Consider the following 19,082-nt stretch of genomic DNA (forward strand, 5'->3'; position numbering starts at 1 on the left):
GATGTCGGGAGGTAGGAATGGAAATGCTGACGCCGCTAAAGGTCTTTCACGCCCTGAGCAGCCACAAGGACGAGGACGGCCCGTATTACAGCGAAGAGAATCTCTTGCCCGATTGGGCAACCCAATTCGATCTGCTTCTGCAAATCCAGCACCCCTGGCCTGGCTCGGCCGTAGAAAACCAGAAGGACACGTTGCAACTATGGATGCTCAAGCCAGGCCGCCAGGTTTATGAACAGGTTGAAACCTTCGTTCTGGAAGGCCTGATTACCTTTCCGCGCTTCATAACGCTGGGCAAAGAGCATTTGGAAGAAGGCGTCAGCAAAGTGAAATTTGAGGTGATAACCCAAGCGGGTGAGTTTCATGAGTCCGAAGCAGTGACGTTCACCGTCGACAAACGGGTTCCCTTGAACGGTCAGAGACCGGTCGAAGCCGTGATTGATAACGAATTGACCGATGAGGGCGTGACCAATGCGTACCTGAAAGCGCACTGCTACATGGTCCCGGTAGTCATCCCGGTCTACGAAGGTCAGACCACCGGACAGCAGATTACCGTCTTCTGCGGAGGTCCCGACGCTCCGCCGGTGGCCGTGGCCGTGGTTCGCACCCCGGACCCGCTCAATGTGCCGGGAGGGCAGGCATTGCCGACGGTCGTGATGATTGCCGACTATGTCTTTCACTCTCTCGCCAACGGGGTACACATGCTGTTCTACCGGATCGCCAACCGCGCCGGGCTACAGACGACTAACTCCATGGGAGTTTTCATCCGCGTCGGGCATGCCGGTACCGGCTCGGCAAACAAGCCCCGGGACGGTGGACTACCCGCATGACCGGGCCTGCGCATTGACGCCCCGCCCTCGACCATGCTCTCCTGTGCGCCAGTTTGGGTGCCCTTCACAGGGTGAAACGGGAAACCGGTGAATCGTGTGCTTTACTTCAAGCCCACGTCAGTCCGGTGCTGCCCCCGCAACGGTAAACGAGCGAAGCGTCGAATCCACTGTGCATGCGCATGGGAAGGTGACGTTTGCTGGCACGGCCAAGGCCCTGTCCCTCGTGAGCCCGGAGACCGGCCCATGACTCATTGACAACAAACCCGCGGTGGGCGGGCGCTGTTCGAATCCCGGCGAGCCTTCGCCCGGGTTCTCATTGCGCTCGTTCCGCCCGCTGACAGACCAGAGGGAAGCGCCATGTCGACCATCAGCAGCACCGCCCGCACCATCAGCAGCACCGTCACCCTGAGCCAGCGCCTGGGCGCGGCGGTCCTCGCCTCGATCCTCGGCGCGGGCCTGGTTTATTTCGCCGGTTTCTCCCACATCGAAGCGGTGCACAACGCGGCCCACGACACACGGCACAGCGCCGCGTTCCCGTGCCACTGAGACCCAACGACATGATCAAGCGTATCGCGCAAACCGCTGGGTTCAGCGGGCTACTGGCCGCCCTGCTGCTGACCCTGCTGCAAAGTTTCTGGGTATCGCCGTTGATCCTCCAGGCGGAAACCTTCGAGAAGGCGCCGACGACCGAACTCCATGAACACGCCGCAGGGGCCGCACACACCCATGACGCCGAAGCCTGGGAACCGGAAGACGGCTGGCAGCGCGTGCTGTCCACGACAGGCGGTAACTTGGTGGTCGCGGTAGGTTTCGCGCTGATGCTGGCGGGCCTGTACACCCTGCGCGCGCCGACCCGTACGTCCCAAGGCTTGCTTTGGGGCCTGGCCGGCTACGCCACCTTCGTCCTGGCGCCGACCCTCGGCCTGCCACCGGAATTGCCCGGCACGGCAGCGGCGGATCTGGCCCAACGGCAGATGTGGTGGATCGGCACGGCAGCGTCCACGGCGGTGGGCATCGCGCTGATTGCGTTCGGTCGGCATTGGCTGTTGAAGGTGCTGGGCCTCGCCATCCTGGTGACGCCTCATGTGATCGGCGCGCCCCAGCCCGAAGTGCATTCGATGCTGGCTCCCGAGGCGCTGGAAACTGAGTTCAAGCTCGCCTCGCAATTGACCAACATTGCGTTCTGGTTGGCCTTGGGCCTGATCAGCGCCTGGCTGTTCCGCCGCGGCGCCCAGGCCCACCACGACGCATGAACGGCAAGCCGATCCTGGTGGTCGGCCTCGGCTGCCAGCGTGGTTGCCCGGCCAGTGTACTGCGGGCACTGCTTGACCAGACTTTGCAGGTCCACGGCATTACGCTCGATCAGGTACGGGCGTTGGCCAGCATCGATCTCAAGCGCGACGAACCGGGCCTGTTGGAGCTGGCAGGGCAGTTGTCGTTGCCGCTGACGTATTTCAGCGCCGCGGAACTGGCCAGCTATCAAGCGCGGCTCAGCCATCTATCCGAAATCGCCTTCGCACGTACGGGCTGCCATGGCGTCGCCGAAAGCGCCGCTCTGGCACTGGCCGATCGATTGGGCAATCCGCCCGCGACATTGCGGGTCACGCGTCAAAAAGACCCGCAGGCCACGTTGGCATTGGCGGTGACTTCGTAACGCTCGATAATCGCCCGCCGAATCATGAGCGCTGCTCATGCAAGCTCCCATCTTTCTACAGGAATCGGTCATGACCGTTTACTTCATCGGCGCCGGCCCCGGCGACCCCGAACTGATCACTGTAAAGGGCCAGCGGCTGATTCGCAGTTGCGCCGTGATCATCTACGCCGGTTCCCTGGTGCCGGCAGCGGTCCTGGAAGGCCATTGCGCCGAAAAGGTGGTCAACAGCGCCGAGCTGCACCTGGAACAGATTATCGATTTGATCAAGACCGCCCACCTCAAGGGCCAGGATGTGGCCCGTGTGCATTCCGGCGACCCAAGCCTTTATGGGGCGATCGGCGAGCAGATCCGTTGCCTGAGGGAACTGGGCATTCCTTTCGAAATCATTCCCGGCGTGACCGCCACCTCAGCCTGCGCCGCCCTGCTGGGTGCCGAGCTGACGTTACCGGACGTCTCCCAGAGCGTGATCCTGACCCGTTACGCGGACAAAACCGCCATGCCCATGGGAGAAGAACTGGTCAGCCTGGCGCAACACCGAGCGACCATGGCGATCCACTTGGGAGTTAATCATCTGGAAAAAATCGTTGATGAGCTGCTTCCGCACTATGGCGCGGATTGTCCGATAGCGGTGATACACCGGGCGACGTGGCCGGATCAGGATTGGGTTATGGGGACGCTTGAGGACATCGCCGGGAAGGTGCAGGCCAAGGGCTTCAGGCGTACGGCGTTGATTCTGGTGGGACGGGTGTTGGGCAATGATGTATTCAGCGAGTCGTCGCTGTACCGCGCCGGGCATGCGCATCTCTATAGGCCGTGACTTGTCGGCTCAACCGATTTTATGTGGGAGTTTTTGTGGCGAGGGGATCTATCCCCGCTGGGCCGCCCAGCAGCCCCATAATCCTGAATTTTGCGGCTGGATGAGGGGGCGCTACGCGCCCCAACGGGGATAAATCCCCTCGCCACGGCTAAATCCCGTCGCCACGGAGATCCCCTCGGCACAGAGATCCCATCGCGACAATCAGTAGTAGGCGTTTTCTTTCTGCGTGTGGTCGGTCACGTCGCGCACGCCCTTGAGTTCCGGGATGCGCTCGAGCAAGGTGCGCTCGATGCCTTCCTTCAAGGTGACGTCGGCCTGGCCGCAGCCTTGGCAGCCGCCGCCGAACTGGAGCACGGCGATGCCGTCTTCCACCACGTCGATCAGCGATACCTGGCCGCCGTGGCTGGCCAGCCCCGGGTTGATTTCGGTTTGCAGGTAATAGTTGATGCGCTCGTTGACCGGGCTGTCGGCGTTGACCATCGGCACTTTCGCGTTCGGCGCCTTGATGGTCAGTTGGCCGCCCATGCGGTCGGTGGCATAGTCGACCACCGCATCGTCCAGGAAAGCTTCGCTGAACGAGTCGATGTATGCGGTGAAGCTCTTGAGCCCCAGCGCGGTGTCCTCGGATTTTTCTTCCCCCGGCTTGCAGTAGGCAATGCAGGTTTCAGCATACTGGGTGCCGGGCTGGGTAATGAAAATGCGGATCCCGATACCCGGGGTGTTCTGCTTGGACAGCAGGTCGGCCAGGTAATCGTGGGCGGCATCGGTAATGGTAATGGCGGTCATGGAAACTCCTCGCAGGCTTGCCGGCAGTTTACGCCAATCATCGCGCCGGACAAAGTCCCAGTATTTTTGTCAGGAAAGCGTCCGACGGCGCAAGGGCCCGCCGTCGGCTGCTTGTTCAGAGGTTCTGGTAGCGATTCATGTCCAGTACACCCGCTTCCACGGGGTCGGTTTCCTGGATGTATCGGCTCAAGTCATGGAAATACTGCCAGAACTGCGGGTGACTGCGCCGGATCCCCCAGCGCTCGACGATGCGCTCGAATGCCGCTGCGTCCGGCGCGCGTTCCATTGCATCGACGAACGCCGGCACCTGCCCGGCGGGGATGTTGAAGATGAAGTTCGGATAGCTGCTGAGCACACCCGGGTAGATGGTCAGCGTGTCCAACCCTGGCTGGTAGCGGCTTTCTTCGCCCAGCAGGAACGCCACGTTGCTGTGGGCGCGGTTGCGCAGCAGGCTGTAGACCTCACGGCGACCGCTCGCGGTTTCGACGCGCAGCATCGTCGCCTCCGGCAATTGGTCGATCACCTTCAAGCCCGCCGCCGGGCGTGACACCAAGCGATTTAACGCCTGCTCGGCGTTCTGCAGCGTTGGATCGATGTTCGGGCGCGAGCAATAGGCGCCGTCGCAGCGATTGATCGGATCGGGACGAGCGTTCAGTTCGCCATAACGGGCCAGCAACTGATGGGCGAAATCGCGCTTGGGGTCCGCCTCGCTGAGCTTGAGGGCGGTCGGTTTATCGTCGTCGATCGCCTCGTAATCGAGCCACATCTTGAACTTCCCTCCAGCCTGATACCAGTCGTCCAGATAGCCCTCGCGGGAATCGGCTGGCATCAGGCGCAGGAAATTTTGTTCCGCGCCATTGCGGATCAAGTCGAAATACAGCCGGGTCTGGGCCTGGTGGGAGACGTTGCCGAACACGTCGAAATTCACCGCCAGTTGATAATAGGTGCGCTCCAGCAGCGGGAAGTCGAACAGCCACATCGTCTGCGGCACGTCGCCAATCAAGCCCTTGGTCACCGAGGCACTGTCGAAATGCCGGAAGATGCTCAGCAGCGCATTGTCATTGCCGGCCCACAGCGTCGACCAGCTCGGCGCCGGCAGCTCGGCGTAACTGTCGCGGCGCAGGGCTTCGTATTCGTTGCGCTTGTCGCGGTAGTCGAGCCAGAGGCCGAGGACACTCCCCACGTCATCGTTCTGCCCCGGCATCGCCAGCAGCGGTGTGGCCTGGCCGCGGTAGTTCGGGTCGGTGATGTACAGGTCATGTTCAGGGGCCTGGAACAGCGCCCAGAAGTTATCGCGAATAACGTCCGTGGCGATCTGGCCCCGACACACCGGACCGCGGATGAAGGTACGCACGAAATACTCGGCGTTATCGAGCATGAATTGGTAGCGGGCCTGGGCCGGGATCGCCTCGAACGTGGAAAACGGATTGGCCCGGCGCTCCGGCCCGTAGCCCGGCAACGCGCTGACCTGCCAGTTGCCGCTATAGAACAGGCTCTTGATCCGCGCCATTTTCGCCGCGCTCAAGCCGTAGGTGATGTGGGTCTTGTGCACAATCACCCCCTGCACCGGCCACAGCCGGTAATAGATGCGGGTGCCGGGGTCATCGTTGGGGCGACGGGTGTTGATCAGGTCGATCGGCTGGCCGGTGGGCGTGCGCGAACGCACCCACTGGAAGAAATGCCCCGGCTCGCCGCCCTTGAAATAGATGTGCGCTAAAAACCAATGTTCGAACAACCAGCGGCCCACCAGGCTTTCCCGTGCGCCGGGGGCGTTGAGCAGGTTTTCCCATTGCACCACCTGCAGGGCTTCGGCGGCACTCGGTGCCAAGGCCTGCTGGTCGATAGGCGCGCCGGCGGCCAGCCAGCGCTGCAGCGTCTGGTATTGCTGATCGGTCAGGCCAGTGACCGCCAGAGGCATGCCTTCCTTTGGATGGATAGCCGCGTAGGCTTCAAATTGGTCTGGCATCGGGCAACTGTTGTTGCGATTGAGCCCAAGCACGATGTCTTCGGGCAACTTGGCGTTCGGCTGCAATGGCGTGCTGTGCCCTAGCTCCAGCATGCGGGCCATCAACGCAGCCTGGCTGCCCTGGGCATCGATGACCGAATAGAAACCCTTGCGCTGCCAGGCCCGCTGGCCGGACGCATCATAGAACAACCGAGTCGGATCGGCGGCCTGGCGTCGTTCGCCGTCGTACACCGACAGCTTGCTCGCCCCTCGTGCCGCACCTTCGCCGCTGCCCAGGTTCAACTGGCAGGGAGAGTCGTAGCAGGCATGACAGGCCACGCATTTCTCTGTGAAGATCGGCTGGATGTCGCGGGCATAGGAAATCGCGGGAGTGGGATTCCCGGCGGCTGCGGTAAAAGACAACAGCAGCAACAGACTGCCGAATAAGACGCGGTACGGCATGTCTCGGTCCCTAAGAGATAATTCGGCGATTCTACCGGGCCAGCATCGCCTTGCAAACATGAGCAGCTTTCATGCAAAAGCCTCACATGATCAAATCCTGCGCAGGTTTGCTATTATCCCGGCCTTCGTAATGGTCTTTTTTTCCGGGTAGTCCTATGTCTGATCGCAGCGCTCGCCTTTATCTTCTCCAGCAAGCCCTCAAGGAACGCATCCTGATCCTCGATGGCGGCATGGGCACGATGATCCAGAGCTACAAGCTGGAAGAACAGGACTACCGTGGCAAGCGTTTTGCCGATTGGCCAAGCGACGTCAAGGGCAACAACGATCTGCTGGTGCTGACTCGCCCCGACGTGATCGGCGCCATTGAAAAAGCCTACCTGGATGCCGGCGCCGACATCCTGGAAACCAACACCTTCAACGCCACCCAAGTGTCGCAGGCCGACTACGGCATGCAGGGCCTGGCCTTTGAGCTGAACCTGGAAGGCGCACGCCTGGCCCGCAAGGTCGCCGATGCCAAGACCCTCGAAACGCCGGACAAGCCGCGCTTCGTTGCCGGTGTGCTCGGCCCGACCAGCCGCACCTGCTCGCTGTCACCTGACGTGAACAACCCAGGCTACCGCAACGTGACCTTCGACGAACTGGTGGAGAACTACACCGAGGCCACCAAGGGGCTGATCGAAGGCGGCGCCGACCTGATCCTCATCGAAACCATCTTCGACACACTCAACGCCAAGGCCGCCATCTTCGCCGTGCAAGGCGTCTATGAAGAATTGGGCGTCGAGTTGCCAATCATGATTTCCGGCACCATCACCGACGCCTCCGGCCGCACCCTCTCCGGCCAGACCACCGAAGCCTTCTGGAACTCGGTGGCCCACGCCAAGCCCATTTCCGTCGGCCTGAACTGCGCCCTCGGTGCCAGCGAACTGCGCCCGTACCTGGAAGAGCTGTCGAACAAGGCCAGCACCCACGTATCGGCCCACCCCAACGCCGGCCTGCCCAACGAATTCGGTGAGTACGATGAACTGCCGGTGGACACCGCCAAGGTCATCGAAGAGTTCGCCCAGAGCGGTTTCCTGAACATCGTCGGCGGCTGCTGCGGCACCACCCCGGCGCACATCGAAGCCATCGCCAAGGCCGTGGCCGGCTATGCCCCGCGGCAGATTCCGGAGATTCCACGGGCGTGCCGCCTGTCAGGCCTGGAACCGTTCACCATCGACCGCAACTCGTTGTTCGTCAACGTCGGCGAGCGGACCAACATCACCGGCTCCGCCAAGTTCGCCCGGCTGATCCGCGAGGACAACTACACCGAAGCATTGGAAGTGGCCCTGCAACAGGTCGAGGCCGGCGCCCAGGTGATCGACATCAACATGGACGAGGGCATGCTCGATTCGAAGAAGGCCATGGTGACCTTCCTCAATCTGATTGCCGGCGAACCGGACATTTCCCGGGTGCCGATCATGATCGACTCGTCCAAATGGGAAGTGATCGAAGCGGGCCTCAAGTGCATCCAGGGCAAGGGCATCGTCAACTCCATCAGCATGAAGGAAGGCGTCGAGCAGTTCATCCACCACGCCAAGCTGTGCAAGCGCTACGGCGCCGCCGTGGTGGTGATGGCCTTCGACGAAGCCGGCCAGGCCGACACCGAGGCGCGCAAGAAGGAAATCTGCAAGCGCTCCTACGACATCCTGGTCAATGAAGTCGGTTTCCCGCCGGAAGACATCATCTTCGACCCGAACATCTTCGCTGTCGCCACCGGCATCGAAGAGCACAACAACTATGCCGTGGATTTCATCAACGCCTGCGCCTATATCCGCGACGAACTGCCGTATGCGCTGACCTCCGGCGGCGTGTCCAACGTGTCGTTCTCGTTCCGCGGCAACAACCCGGTGCGCGAAGCGATCCACTCGGTGTTCCTGCTGTATGCGATCCGCGCGGGCCTGACCATGGGCATCGTCAACGCCGGCCAACTGGAGATCTACGACCAGATCCCGGTAGAGCTGCGCGACGCCGTGGAAGACGTGATCCTCAACCGCACCCCCGAGGGCACTGATGCCCTGCTCGCCATCGCCGACAAGTACAAGGGCGACGGCAGCGTCAAGGAAGCGGAAACCGAGGAATGGCGCGGCTGGGAAGTGAACAAGCGCCTGGAGCACGCGCTGGTCAAGGGCATCACCACTCACATCGTCGAAGACACCGAGGAGTCGCGGCTGTCGTTCGCCCGGCCGATCGAAGTCATCGAAGGCCCGCTGATGGCCGGCATGAACATCGTCGGCGACCTGTTTGGCGCCGGCAAGATGTTCCTGCCCCAAGTGGTCAAGTCCGCCCGCGTGATGAAGCAAGCGGTGGCGCACCTGATCCCGTTCATCGAGGCGGAAAAAGGCGACAAGCCTGAAGCCAAGGGCAAGATCCTCATGGCGACGGTCAAGGGCGACGTGCATGACATCGGCAAGAACATCGTCGGCGTGGTGCTGGGGTGCAACGGCTATGACATCGTCGATTTGGGCGTGATGGTACCGGCGGAGAAAATCCTGCAGGTGGCCAAGGAAGAGAAGTGCGACATCATCGGCCTGTCCGGCCTGATCACCCCGTCCCTGGACGAGATGGTGCACGTGGCGCGGGAGATGCAGCGCCAGGATTTCCATTTGCCACTGATGATCGGCGGCGCCACCACCTCCAAGGCCCACACGGCGGTGAAGATCGAGCCCAAGTACAGTAACGACGCGGTGATCTACGTCACCGACGCTTCCCGCGCCGTCGGCGTGGCGACCCAGTTACTGTCCAAGGAACTCAAGCCGGCGTTCGTCGAGAAAACCCGCCAGGACTACATCGACGTGCGCGAGCGCACCTCCAACCGCAGCGCCCGCACCGAGCGCCTGAGCTACCCCGCCGCCGTGGCCAAGAAGCCGCAGTTCGACTGGAGCAGCTACCAGCCGGTCAAGCCGACTTTCACCGGCGCACGGGTGCTGGACGACATCGACTTGAACGTGCTGGCCGAGTACATCGACTGGACGCCGTTCTTCATTTCCTGGGACCTGGCCGGCAAGTACCCACGCATCCTCACCGACGAAGTGGTTGGCGAAGCGGCCACCGCGCTGTACGCCGATGCCCGGGCGATGCTGCGCAAGCTGATCGACGAAAAGCTCATCCGCGCCCGCGCCGTGTTCGGCTTCTGGCCGGCCAACCAGGTGCATGACGACGACCTGGAAGTCTACGGCGACGACGGCAAGCCACTGGCGCGCCTGCATCACCTGCGCCAGCAGATCATCAAGACCGACGGCAAGCCGAACTTCTCCCTGGCCGATTTCGTCGCGCCGAAGGACAGCGGCGTCACCGATTACGTTGGCGGCTTTATCACCACCGCCGGCATCGGCGCCGAAGAAGTTGCCAAGGCCTATCAGGAGGCCGGCGACGACTACAACTCGATCATGGTCAAGGCCCTCGCCGACCGTCTGGCCGAAGCCTGCGCCGAATGGCTGCACCAGCAGGTGCGCAAGGAGCATTGGGGTTACGCCAAGGACGAAAGCCTGGACAACGAGGCGCTGATCAAGGAGCAATACACGGGCATCCGCCCTGCCCCCGGCTACCCGGCCTGCCCGGATCACACCGAGAAAGCCACCCTGTTCCGCCTGCTCGATCCAGAGGCCAGCGAACTGAAAGCCGGGCGCAGCGGCGTGTTCCTTACCGAACACTACGCGATGTTCCCGGCGGCGGCGGTCAGCGGCTGGTACTTCGCCCATCCCCAGGCGCAGTACTTCGCCGTGGGCAAGATCGACAAGGATCAGGTGCAGAGCTACACCGCGCGCAAGGGTCAGGACTTGAGCGTGACTGAACGTTGGTTGGCGCCTAACCTGGGCTATGACAACTGATGTAAGGTCTTTTCAGACTAAATTGATTGCGGCCTTCGGCGGCGTCTTGGATTTACCGTCCTATAGAGCTGCCGAAGATCGCAATTCTCTTTAAAGGCTTTTATATCATTAAAAGCCTTTCGAACCTTGAAAACCCTGCCGACTATTTCTTGCGCACAGAAACAATAACATTGATAGGTTGCGTCCAGTCAGAATCTATTCTGCGAGCCTCCAACTTCAATAAACCATTGTAATACCCCACCGGAAGCGCCTCGTTATCTCGAGCATCGTACTGTATCTCAAGCCCGAGTGGAGAGCTGAGCAGACCGAGATAACGATTACTGTTCATATGTTCCCTCCAGCCGAGTTGTGCCTCTTCGACGCGAGTACCCCGTAACTTGACCAACACCTCGCTACCCGCTGCATTGAGCAACTTCGCATTCAACATCGTGAACTTTTCATCTGTACCTGGCGCCAGCTCAATAGGCCCCACACTTTGGGACAGGGCGACGACTCCCCCTCTGTAAAGCCGCTCAATCCCAGGAACTCGAATATAAGTCGCCACTTGATCTTCATTTCCACTGAGCACCAACATGCGCAGCCCTGCCAGTTCTGGGTTATAGCCCGTCAAGCGTGCCGTATTTTCTCGCCACACCCGAGTCATGTCGGCGGTTTGAGCATTGCCCAATGGCAACCCATGAGCATCCCTAACCGCCGGGTTTGAAAAATACGGCGCGCGATTTCCATAGCACAAACTCGTTTTGGTCTTGCCGTTGTCATGACCAAAATTGTAATCACGCCCATCTTGGTCCCAGCAATGTTTCCCGCCAGCGTTATGTGCAAGTTCGTGGCCAAATGTGTCAGATCCTGATGTGGTCCAACCCAATACGCTCGAATAACCAGGCTGGTATCCGCGGCCAGCAGTGCCTCCCTCCCATCCGCCATAGGCAGCGTTAAGATCGGTTTTGTACAGGCTTCTATAGGGACTCAACAACCCCTGCCAACTTGCCAATCCCTGGATTGAAGTATCGTAAGGCACATCAAATATATTAACGGCGGCAAGTCGCAGGGAAACATTAGTAACAAGCGAATTTCGCAATCTGAGATTAAGTTCCTCTACCTGCAGGAACGCAAATGCGAGAGGGTCCACCGACATTTTGCTCAGGGCATAGTCAGAAAAAGCCATCAACAAATCGATGTAGCGATGCTCTCCTGAGATCGTCACATCACGGCCCATCGGCTCTTGAGTTTCGACGGCGTCCGATTCCCTGGAGTCATTCGTCGAGGCCGGCGTGAATGAAGCGAGACCTTGCGCGTCTACACGGAGCAAACCGCGCTTACCGGGTTCATCAATCCTTGCGATGACCGCACCATCCGGCGACCTCACCACCACCAGCGAACCTGTCTCACCGTCACGGGTATACAAATTCCCGCTTTCTACCGTATGACCCTGCTCAACCTTGATTGCCGAACGCTCAAAGCGCGCGCTGCCGATCGCATCGGCATATACGCTGGTAGACGTCGCTTGGGGCGAATCTTCGGGGCTATCGGTTGCAGCACTGACCACTGCGGGCAGCGCAAGCAACAACGTCAGCGCTGCCAGACGGGCGCACCCAGCCGTAGAGGATGGATTTTCAGTATTCATGGCGTATTTCCTAGCAAAGACAGGAACCATGAGACTGATCCCATTAAAGCGGGACGACTACTGTCAGATATGACAGTAGCTAGAGCAGCGGACAAACCTACGCTACTAACATCAGCAAACCGACCCATCGACGGCACCGGTATCGACAGATCGGCCTTCAGATCTGCAACTGCGGATCAGTTACGGCGTGACGGCCCTGGTTGAGGCGACTGATTACCGGATGGCTCCGTCCCAGCGGCGACGTTCTGCAAGTCACTGATCTCTGTTCGCGTCAGTTCCACCAGTTTCTGAGTGCGCAAGGCATCGATCGCTCTGCCCTGCGCAGTGAGTTGCAGGTTGTATTGCTCCGTATCGACCGTGCCCTCGGCCCTGCGGTCCTCCAATTCATCCAAAAGCTCATGGCGCCTATTGGCAACGGCTTCGTTGATGTGGCTCATCTGTTCTGGATATCGCTCCTGAAGGTAGGTCGTCCAATAATCACGGGATGCCATGCTCACCAACAGCGCATCAGTGCGCTCTGCCTCGAGAATCGAGGCGCGCGTGCGCACTGCTCGCTCTCCACTGATCGGGGCGCCGAATGCCATGTGCGTAGGCTGCCCCGGCAAGTCGATGCCATCGCCCCATCCGCTCGTCAGCCCTATGCGATAGCGCAGGCGTATCTCTGCCCGATCCCTGCCCTGGCCAGCCGCTTCGGCCACCGTCTCGACCCTTTCCAGCCGGAACAATTGCCGCGACAAGCGCAGCAACGCCTGGCCCCGGAGGATCGGGCGATCCAGCGGAATGTCACGCAAGGCCTGAAAGACAAACACACGCACTTCCAGCTCGCTGAACGTCAGGATGCGGCCATCGATGCACGTACCGTGGGTTTCGGCTTCACGAAACAACAACTGCCGCAACTCGCTGTTTTCGCTGGCCGCCTCCATGACGTTCCAGACCCGCTGCGTCAGCTCCACGCGGGCATACCTGTAATCGAACGAGTCGCGTAACAACGCTATCAGTTGAAAGAACCGTTCGTGATCGTTTTCTTCGGCCAATAGCGACCAGATCCTGCTCCGGGCTGCAATCTGTTCACTGCTTGAACCGATCAGCCATGGCTCCAACGCCTCGGCCGATGTGTCGCCCGAAGGATCGAGAAGAGGCTCGACCGGAGCGACAGCGCCATGAGGATCGTCATGCACGTTGCCCCCTATCCCCTCATCGGAGCCATCATCAAAGTCCGAAAGATCGCCTTGCGGCGCGTCAAACATGGCAATCAAGCTATCGATATCGTCTCGTGAAAAACCCATGACCTCTTCGTGGTCATTCAGCTCAAGGTAGTCCCTGAGTTCATGAAACGCCTCGAGCGACAGGTTCTCGTTGTCACTCAGGTCGATTCCCTCCACGAGCATCTCGTGATTGCCATCCAGCAGCCCCGGCGGGAGATCCGTGAGCTCGTTGCCACTCAAGTTCAGCACCCCCAGCTCTCGCGCCTCCATTAGACGGCTAGGCCAGTGTTCCAACTCGTTATAGCTAAGATCCAAAGCCTCGATCTGACCAAAATCCGGAGGATCGAAGGTGACCAGTCTATTGATGCAAAGGTTAAGCGAACGCAGACGCCCATTGGTCAACAGCGGGTAAACAGCCGCAGGCGGCAAGCGGTTATAACCGAATCCCAGGTGCTCCAATTGCTCCATGCGCAAGACCGCGCGGGGTATGCCGCTCAACTCATTGCCGCCCAGGTCCAATCGGTTCAAATGGTGGAAAGACGCTAAGAAACCGTTAGAACCTTGTTCGGTTAACAAGATCCCCGATAGCTCCAGCGTCGTCACGCCGGCAAACGGCACACCGAGCTCAGGCAGGTCGCCCAATTGCAAGCCATGCAGATTGAGGGTTTGCCCGGTTCCGTCGTCGCGTACCAGCCCTTCCTGCCAAACCTCGCGAATGCTCTTGGCCGCAAGGGCGCGGCTTTGCGCCGACACGAGGCCCCTGGGTGTTCGTACTTCGCGGGTAAAAAGCCAGTCATTCAAGCGCCGAGTCAGCGAGACACACGATTGATGCCATTGACTGATCTGGTCGTCGATTTGCGCCTCGGTCATACCGTTTTCGCGCCATTGTCCGAGCTTCTGCGCTGCGGCTTCCTGCGTCAGGATCGGATCCAGCCGCTGCAGGCGAAGCTCGCGCCCGGCGTCGCCGTCCGGCACTGCCGATCGGTCGGGGAGCGGTAGCAGAAACTGAGCGATCGACCCGCTGGTTTCTGTCGGCGGAAATTGATCCGGCACAGGCTCCCTGGCAAATCGAGCCAATGCGCCATGGGGAAGCCCTCTTGCCTCTTCGACTCGCTGATGTGCCGCACGCAAGGCTGCCTCGCCCTCAGGGGTGAAGCGGTTGCCGGCCAAATTTGTCTTCAACAGGACGTCATCATTGGACAGTACTGTTGGCGCAAGCGACTGTATCTGATTGTCCCGCAAATCCAGCCAGGACAGTTGCGGCAGGTGCTCGGCGCCGGTTGGCCACACCTGCAACCGGGTGGCGTTGAGGTTCAGCGCCTTGAGCCGGGTCAGGGCACTGACATCAAGGGTCTCGAGCGGGTTGTTCGCCAGATTCAACTGTTCGAGCTGCGTCAAGCCATTGAATTGCGCCTGGACATCGGGATTGACGATGAGCCTGTTGTTGCTCAGGTCCAGTTGCGTCAAGGCCGGTAAATCTTCAGCGGCAAAAGGCAATTCGGCGAAGCCATTACCGCTGACGTCCAATGTTCGTGCGCCGCTGAATGCCCTGAAAAAACTGCGCGCTTGCTCGGGGGAAACATCCAGCGATCCCAGGCGCATCGTCCGTACATGGGCAAAACTGGCTGCCGGTAACACCGGGAGTTTTGTGAATGTCTGACCGACAAGACTCGAACCGGGGGAAGGCAGTTCAAACCGGGAGATGTCAGTCGTCGGCAAGCCAAGACGCTGTCGAACAGCGCCACGCCAGTTGTCCAGCAATGCTCGAAGCAAGGCACCGCCCCCCTCCCAGCGCGGTGATGAAAGCGTGGCCTCTGGAAGTCGTCCCGGTACCATCGGCTCGAAGAACTGCGCGAAAATTCCATCGTGTTCCGCCCGGATTGCTTCCACCGCGGCAAACCGTTCCTGAGGGGTATTTGAAGCGCTGTCGAATCGACCGGGCAGGCGCGCGAAGGACTCGGGCTCCCCGACCAACAAGCGCAATTGCCCGCGACAGTACTCGTCGAGCATGTGGTTCAGATCAACCAAATGGCCGAGCTCACCACTATAGCCGCTGACGTAACGGTAGGCGCGCCCAAACACCTCGGGCGCTAGCGCTGACCAATTCAGCGACATGCCAGCCCACAATCTTTCGTGCCCTTGGAATATCGCGTCAGGCAGCGTGCGTATTGATGTGCGCGTCAGGTCCAGGCGTTCCAACCGGGGAAGACGTTGTAGGTAATCCGGCCACAGCAACAGTGCCCGAGGCGCCTCGATTTTCAAGGTTCGCAAGCGGTGCAGCGGCGTCAGGTCAAGATGATGCAGGACGGCCGGATCGAAACCCGAGTAATCGATGTGCAACGCCTCCAGCGACGTCAGCGCAATAAGCCTTTGCGCAAAACTCTCTGCCAGTGAGTGGGCTGCGGTGCAAAACCGCAAGTCGGTCAGTCCTGGCATCTGGCTCACCGCGTGCGGCAAGGTAGTCAACGGTTGTTGCCCGAGGGACAGATCGATGAATCCGGATTCCTGAACGCCAATCGATAATTTCCTGACTCCGGGAAAAAGCGTCAGGAAGGCATCCGCATTGGCGTCTGTCAGGCCGCTGCCAATCACCGAAAGCTCACGCACGTGGGCAAAATTTGCCGTAATTGGCGGCAATGGCACCTCGGAGCAAAGCATTAGCCGCGCGCCCTCGGGAGATGTTTCCGCGAACGGGCGATCGCGCCAAGCCTCCCTGAGTGCCTGCGCAAATCGATGTTTGTGAACGTCAGCCGGGCTCGCCGCCGCTCCCACCCATTGTTCGAGCGTGCTATCGAGCGCCTCCCATTCACGCTGGCGCGTTTGCAACTCCATATAGATTTGCTGTTCTGTCCTGCCCCGTTGTTGCCTGATAAACGCCTCGGCTTGCTGTTCGCCGGGATAAAGAGCCTCCACCCGCGCTTCGATGGAAGGATGCATTCCCCTGCCCCGGCCGCTGGCGTAATACCCCTTGAGCGTGGCGCTCACTCGAACCGGGGGGTTGAAGCGTTTGGCGCGGGGTTCAAGCAGCGGTGTCATATCCCTGTGGTGCAGATCGGCGTAATCGATGATCATGCGCTGCAACTGGGCGCCTTGCCCTTCCGACAGCCCCAGCCCAGAACGCACATCATCGGGCAACGCATGCAGGATCGAATCGTAGAAATCGCCGCCCTGCCGAACCCCGCTATTGAGGGCTTCCCCACGCGCATCGAGTGCCTGATAGTCGGGGCCGTTCTTGATCAAGTATTTTTTTTGTGGCGCACGCGTGTCGCCGATGCTGTCCAGCAGTGCCCCCGCGTCGCTTCCCTCGCGCACTTCCAGACGCAGCGTGTCCGGCCATCCCGGCAATCTTTCCAGGGCATGCAATGCCAGGCGCCGGCTGTCAGCCGAAGCCATGTTGGTGCTGCGTAATCCCGCATACGCCCGAACCTGGCGCCCTTGGCGTGCATACCAGCGAGCCTCTTCGAGCATGTTCAACGGCGCGCGGCGCCTCGCGCCAAGACGGGCCAGATCTGCAGCGCTACCGTGGGCGATGACCTCCTCGGCCGCCGCCTCGCTAAGGCCAGGACACTCACGTTGCAGAATCCTGATCCGAGCGTCCACGGGGTCCGCGCCCTTATAAAGGCTTTCAAAGATCTGCTGCCGGGTAACCTCTCCCGGTCTTGCTGCGCCTTGCCACTGGTCAATCATCCGGCCTGCTTGCGCATCCGCCTTGAACAGGCGCATCGCATCCCTCAGCTCAGGAGGCGGCGTCGTACGGTCCATGTGCGTTTTGCGTAGCGTGTCGTCGCTGACACCGCTGATATCGGCGAGGCTGAGCAGCACCTCATCGGAAAACGCTGCGGTTTCATGACCCATGCGCCGCAGCAGCGTCAGGCGATCCCAGGCCATCGGCCGCTCCAGCGAATGCCGCCAGGCTCCGCTGCCGTTATGCAGGAGGATGGGCTGATAAGCCGACTTGTCCGTCGGATGTTTGATGCGCCATTTGTGTATCGACGCATCGAAAGACTGCTCATAGAGTTTTCCCCCCAGGCGGATGTAGGTCTTTGCATCCACCTCGTATTGCCCCAGCGCGTTTGGAGTGCTCGCATCGGTGAGGGTTACGCTGCTTTCATAGCGACTCAGATCCGGCCGCCACAGGCGAGTTTTGCCATCAGGCAAGGTCACCGGCTCCAGGCGCTCGATCAGGGGTTCAGGCTTGACCGCAGCCATCTTGCCGAGCCCGGCCCCCACACCGGCCATCACGCCCATCACTGCGAGGTTTTCCGCGATATCGATCAAGTGCCCCCTGGCTGCCCGTTTGTCACCCTCCCCCCACTCGACTGCTCCTTCAAGGGTTTCGTACAACAACTGGCCCGCCATGATCACCATCATGGCCTCGCCTAGCACTGGAACGAACATGGACAACATGTTCACCGCAGACAGGCCTATCTGCAGCAGGTTGGCCAGTTTTTCCTGCCTTGCCTTGGCGTCGATGTCCGCCGTAGGGACCGCATGACTGCGCGCATCGGCGAGGATTTTTTCACGGTGCCGATCGTAGAGGTACTGCCACGGATCCAGGTTATCGGCCCATAACGACCGGCCTTTTTGGGGAAGTGTCGAAGCGGCGATGTAAGGATCAGGTTCGCGCCTCGCCTTTGTAGGGTCGGGCGGCAGTCCTGGAAAATGGATCATCAGTGAAGGAGGAACGATAGGTTCGATTACGCCCAGCCACGGCGCAGGCAATTGAATGCTGGATATGCCGGCCTCTTGCTGGACAAATCGGCTGAAATAATAAGGCCGCTTGTCATAGGCCATGAATTGACTGAAAAAGCGCTGATAAGGGGTCGGACCGCTGCCCTGCGATTGCTCGGTATCAGGCGTGGTGAGCAATTGCCTGAAGCGCGTTTCCAGCTGGTCGCCGTTGTAACGCTTCAGCGGATGCTTCGGGTCATGGGGAATATAGAGAATCATTTCATCGCTGTAGCGATGCATTTCACAGATCGAGAACGCGACACAACCCACCAGTCTTTGCTTCATCAGGGACATGTCTTCGAACCAGACCGGCTTGCCGCCCAGCAGAGGGCTATTTTCACCCTGGATGACCGAGACAATCATCGCGTGGTCTCCTGGCTCGATATCCCCTGCCAACAGCGCTTGTTCGGCTGCGGCCCTCAACGCGGCTTTCTGGCTGGCAATGAAGTGCTGACGAAGGATTGTTTCGGCCGTGGCGTCCGCCGGGTAGAAAAAAGACTTGAGATAGGCTTGGTACTTCGCACCGATATCCAGGGTGCGGCACAAGCTGAGGAACTGACCGACCGACAAGTCCAACGCCACGGGCACGTCAATGCCAGGTGCGTCCGTCGTTACCATGAATCCTGACGTTTCATGATAGGCACCCTGCTCGCACTCCCAGCTTTCGAAGTTGTGCAACGCCACCTGCAGCAGGGGTAACTTAAACAGTTCGAACGAAGAAATTTCTACCTTGACCACGGTTATTTCAAGTGGCCGGATAAGCCGTAGCAGCGTCTTGTCGACATCCACCTCCAGCTTGAACTGATCTTTCAATGCGCGGATCAACAGCGGCCTGGCAAACGTGTCGATGTCCAGAAACGACGACAGGGTTTTGTCCAGTTGGTTTTGAGCCCCGGCACTGTTTTTGAAACAGTCATCCAGGACCTTTCGCTGCTCTGGCGAAGCGTCCGCGTACCAGGTCGGCATCTGCGTTGCGACGTGCTTGAGCGCCTGCCTGCGTTGTGTCGACGCGTCGATGAGCCATGCAGGCATGGCAGCTTCCAGAAAGTCCGCGTGCAGACTTTCCGTGGCCCGTGGCATTGGCTGTATTTTTTTTCCGCGCTGTGTGGAATTCGGTGGCATACATCGCTCCTTTGAATGAAGCGACAGCAGACCCGTTCGACGA

At 60.1% G+C, this 19,082-nt stretch carries 10 protein-coding genes and 1 riboswitch; of the genes, 6 read left to right on the forward strand and 4 right to left on the reverse strand.

The window, feature by feature from the left end; genetic code table 11:
• Positions 1-17 precede the first annotated feature (17 nt).
• The 5 genes from VQ575_RS16050 (at position 18) to cobM (ending at position 3,298) form a co-directional block, all read left to right on the forward strand.
• Complete coding sequence (locus VQ575_RS16050) at positions 18-827, forward strand: hypothetical protein (protein ID WP_325917939.1); 810 nt, start codon at positions 18-20, stop codon at positions 825-827.
• A gap of 38 nt (positions 828-865) precedes the next feature.
• A riboswitch (cobalamin riboswitch) is annotated at positions 866-1,086 on the forward strand.
• Positions 1,087-1,184: 98 nt separating this feature from the next.
• A complete protein-coding gene (locus VQ575_RS16055; protein ID WP_039589304.1) occupies positions 1,185-1,373 on the forward strand; it encodes a CbtB domain-containing protein in 189 nt (62 codons plus the stop codon).
• Positions 1,374-1,384: 11 nt separating this feature from the next.
• Entirely contained in the window at positions 1,385-2,080 is a 696-nt protein-coding gene (locus VQ575_RS16060; RefSeq protein ID WP_039589302.1) for a CbtA family protein, read from the forward strand.
• Positions 2,077-2,481: a cobalamin biosynthesis protein gene (locus VQ575_RS16065; protein ID WP_039589300.1), complete on the forward strand. Its 405-nt coding sequence runs from the start codon at positions 2,077-2,079 to the stop codon at positions 2,479-2,481. The genes VQ575_RS16060 and VQ575_RS16065 overlap by 4 nt, the downstream gene beginning before the upstream one ends.
• Before the next feature lie 70 nt (positions 2,482-2,551).
• Positions 2,552-3,298 (forward strand): precorrin-4 C(11)-methyltransferase, encoded by a 747-nt coding sequence (gene cobM, locus VQ575_RS16070; protein ID WP_198725360.1) that lies wholly within the window; start codon positions 2,552-2,554, stop codon positions 3,296-3,298.
• Between the two features lie 201 nt (positions 3,299-3,499).
• On the opposite strand, the gene nfuA is transcribed toward cobM, so the two are convergent.
• Both nfuA and VQ575_RS16080 read right to left on the reverse strand, forming a co-directional pair.
• On the reverse strand, positions 3,500-4,084 hold the full coding sequence (gene nfuA, locus VQ575_RS16075) for a Fe-S biogenesis protein NfuA (RefSeq protein WP_039589296.1): 585 nt from the start codon (positions 4,082-4,084) through the stop codon (positions 3,500-3,502).
• 115 nt (positions 4,085-4,199) lie between these two features.
• Positions 4,200-6,491 (reverse strand): fatty acid cis/trans isomerase, encoded by a 2,292-nt coding sequence (locus VQ575_RS16080; protein ID WP_325917942.1) that lies wholly within the window; start codon positions 6,489-6,491, stop codon positions 4,200-4,202.
• A 155-nt stretch (positions 6,492-6,646) separates the two neighbouring features.
• On the opposite strand from VQ575_RS16080, the gene metH reads away from it, so the two are divergent.
• The gene (metH, locus tag VQ575_RS16085; RefSeq protein WP_039589288.1) at positions 6,647-10,357 is read left to right on the forward strand and encodes a methionine synthase; all 3,711 of its coding nucleotides are present in this window, start codon (positions 6,647-6,649) and stop codon (positions 10,355-10,357) included.
• 142 nt (positions 10,358-10,499) lie between these two features.
• Here the strand turns inward: metH and VQ575_RS16090 are convergent, their stop codons facing one another.
• Together VQ575_RS16090 and VQ575_RS16095 are read right to left on the reverse strand one after the other, a co-directional pair.
• Positions 10,500-11,981 (reverse strand): reprolysin-like metallopeptidase, encoded by a 1,482-nt coding sequence (locus VQ575_RS16090; protein ID WP_325917944.1) that lies wholly within the window; start codon positions 11,979-11,981, stop codon positions 10,500-10,502.
• Positions 11,982-12,157: 176 nt separating this feature from the next.
• Positions 12,158-19,039: an NEL-type E3 ubiquitin ligase domain-containing protein gene (locus VQ575_RS16095; protein WP_325917946.1), complete on the reverse strand. Its 6,882-nt coding sequence runs from the start codon at positions 19,037-19,039 to the stop codon at positions 12,158-12,160.
• Positions 19,040-19,082 lie beyond the last annotated feature (43 nt).

Source organism: Pseudomonas frederiksbergensis (genome assembly GCF_035751725.1).
GTDB lineage: Bacteria > Pseudomonadota > Gammaproteobacteria > Pseudomonadales > Pseudomonadaceae > Aquipseudomonas > Aquipseudomonas frederiksbergensis_A.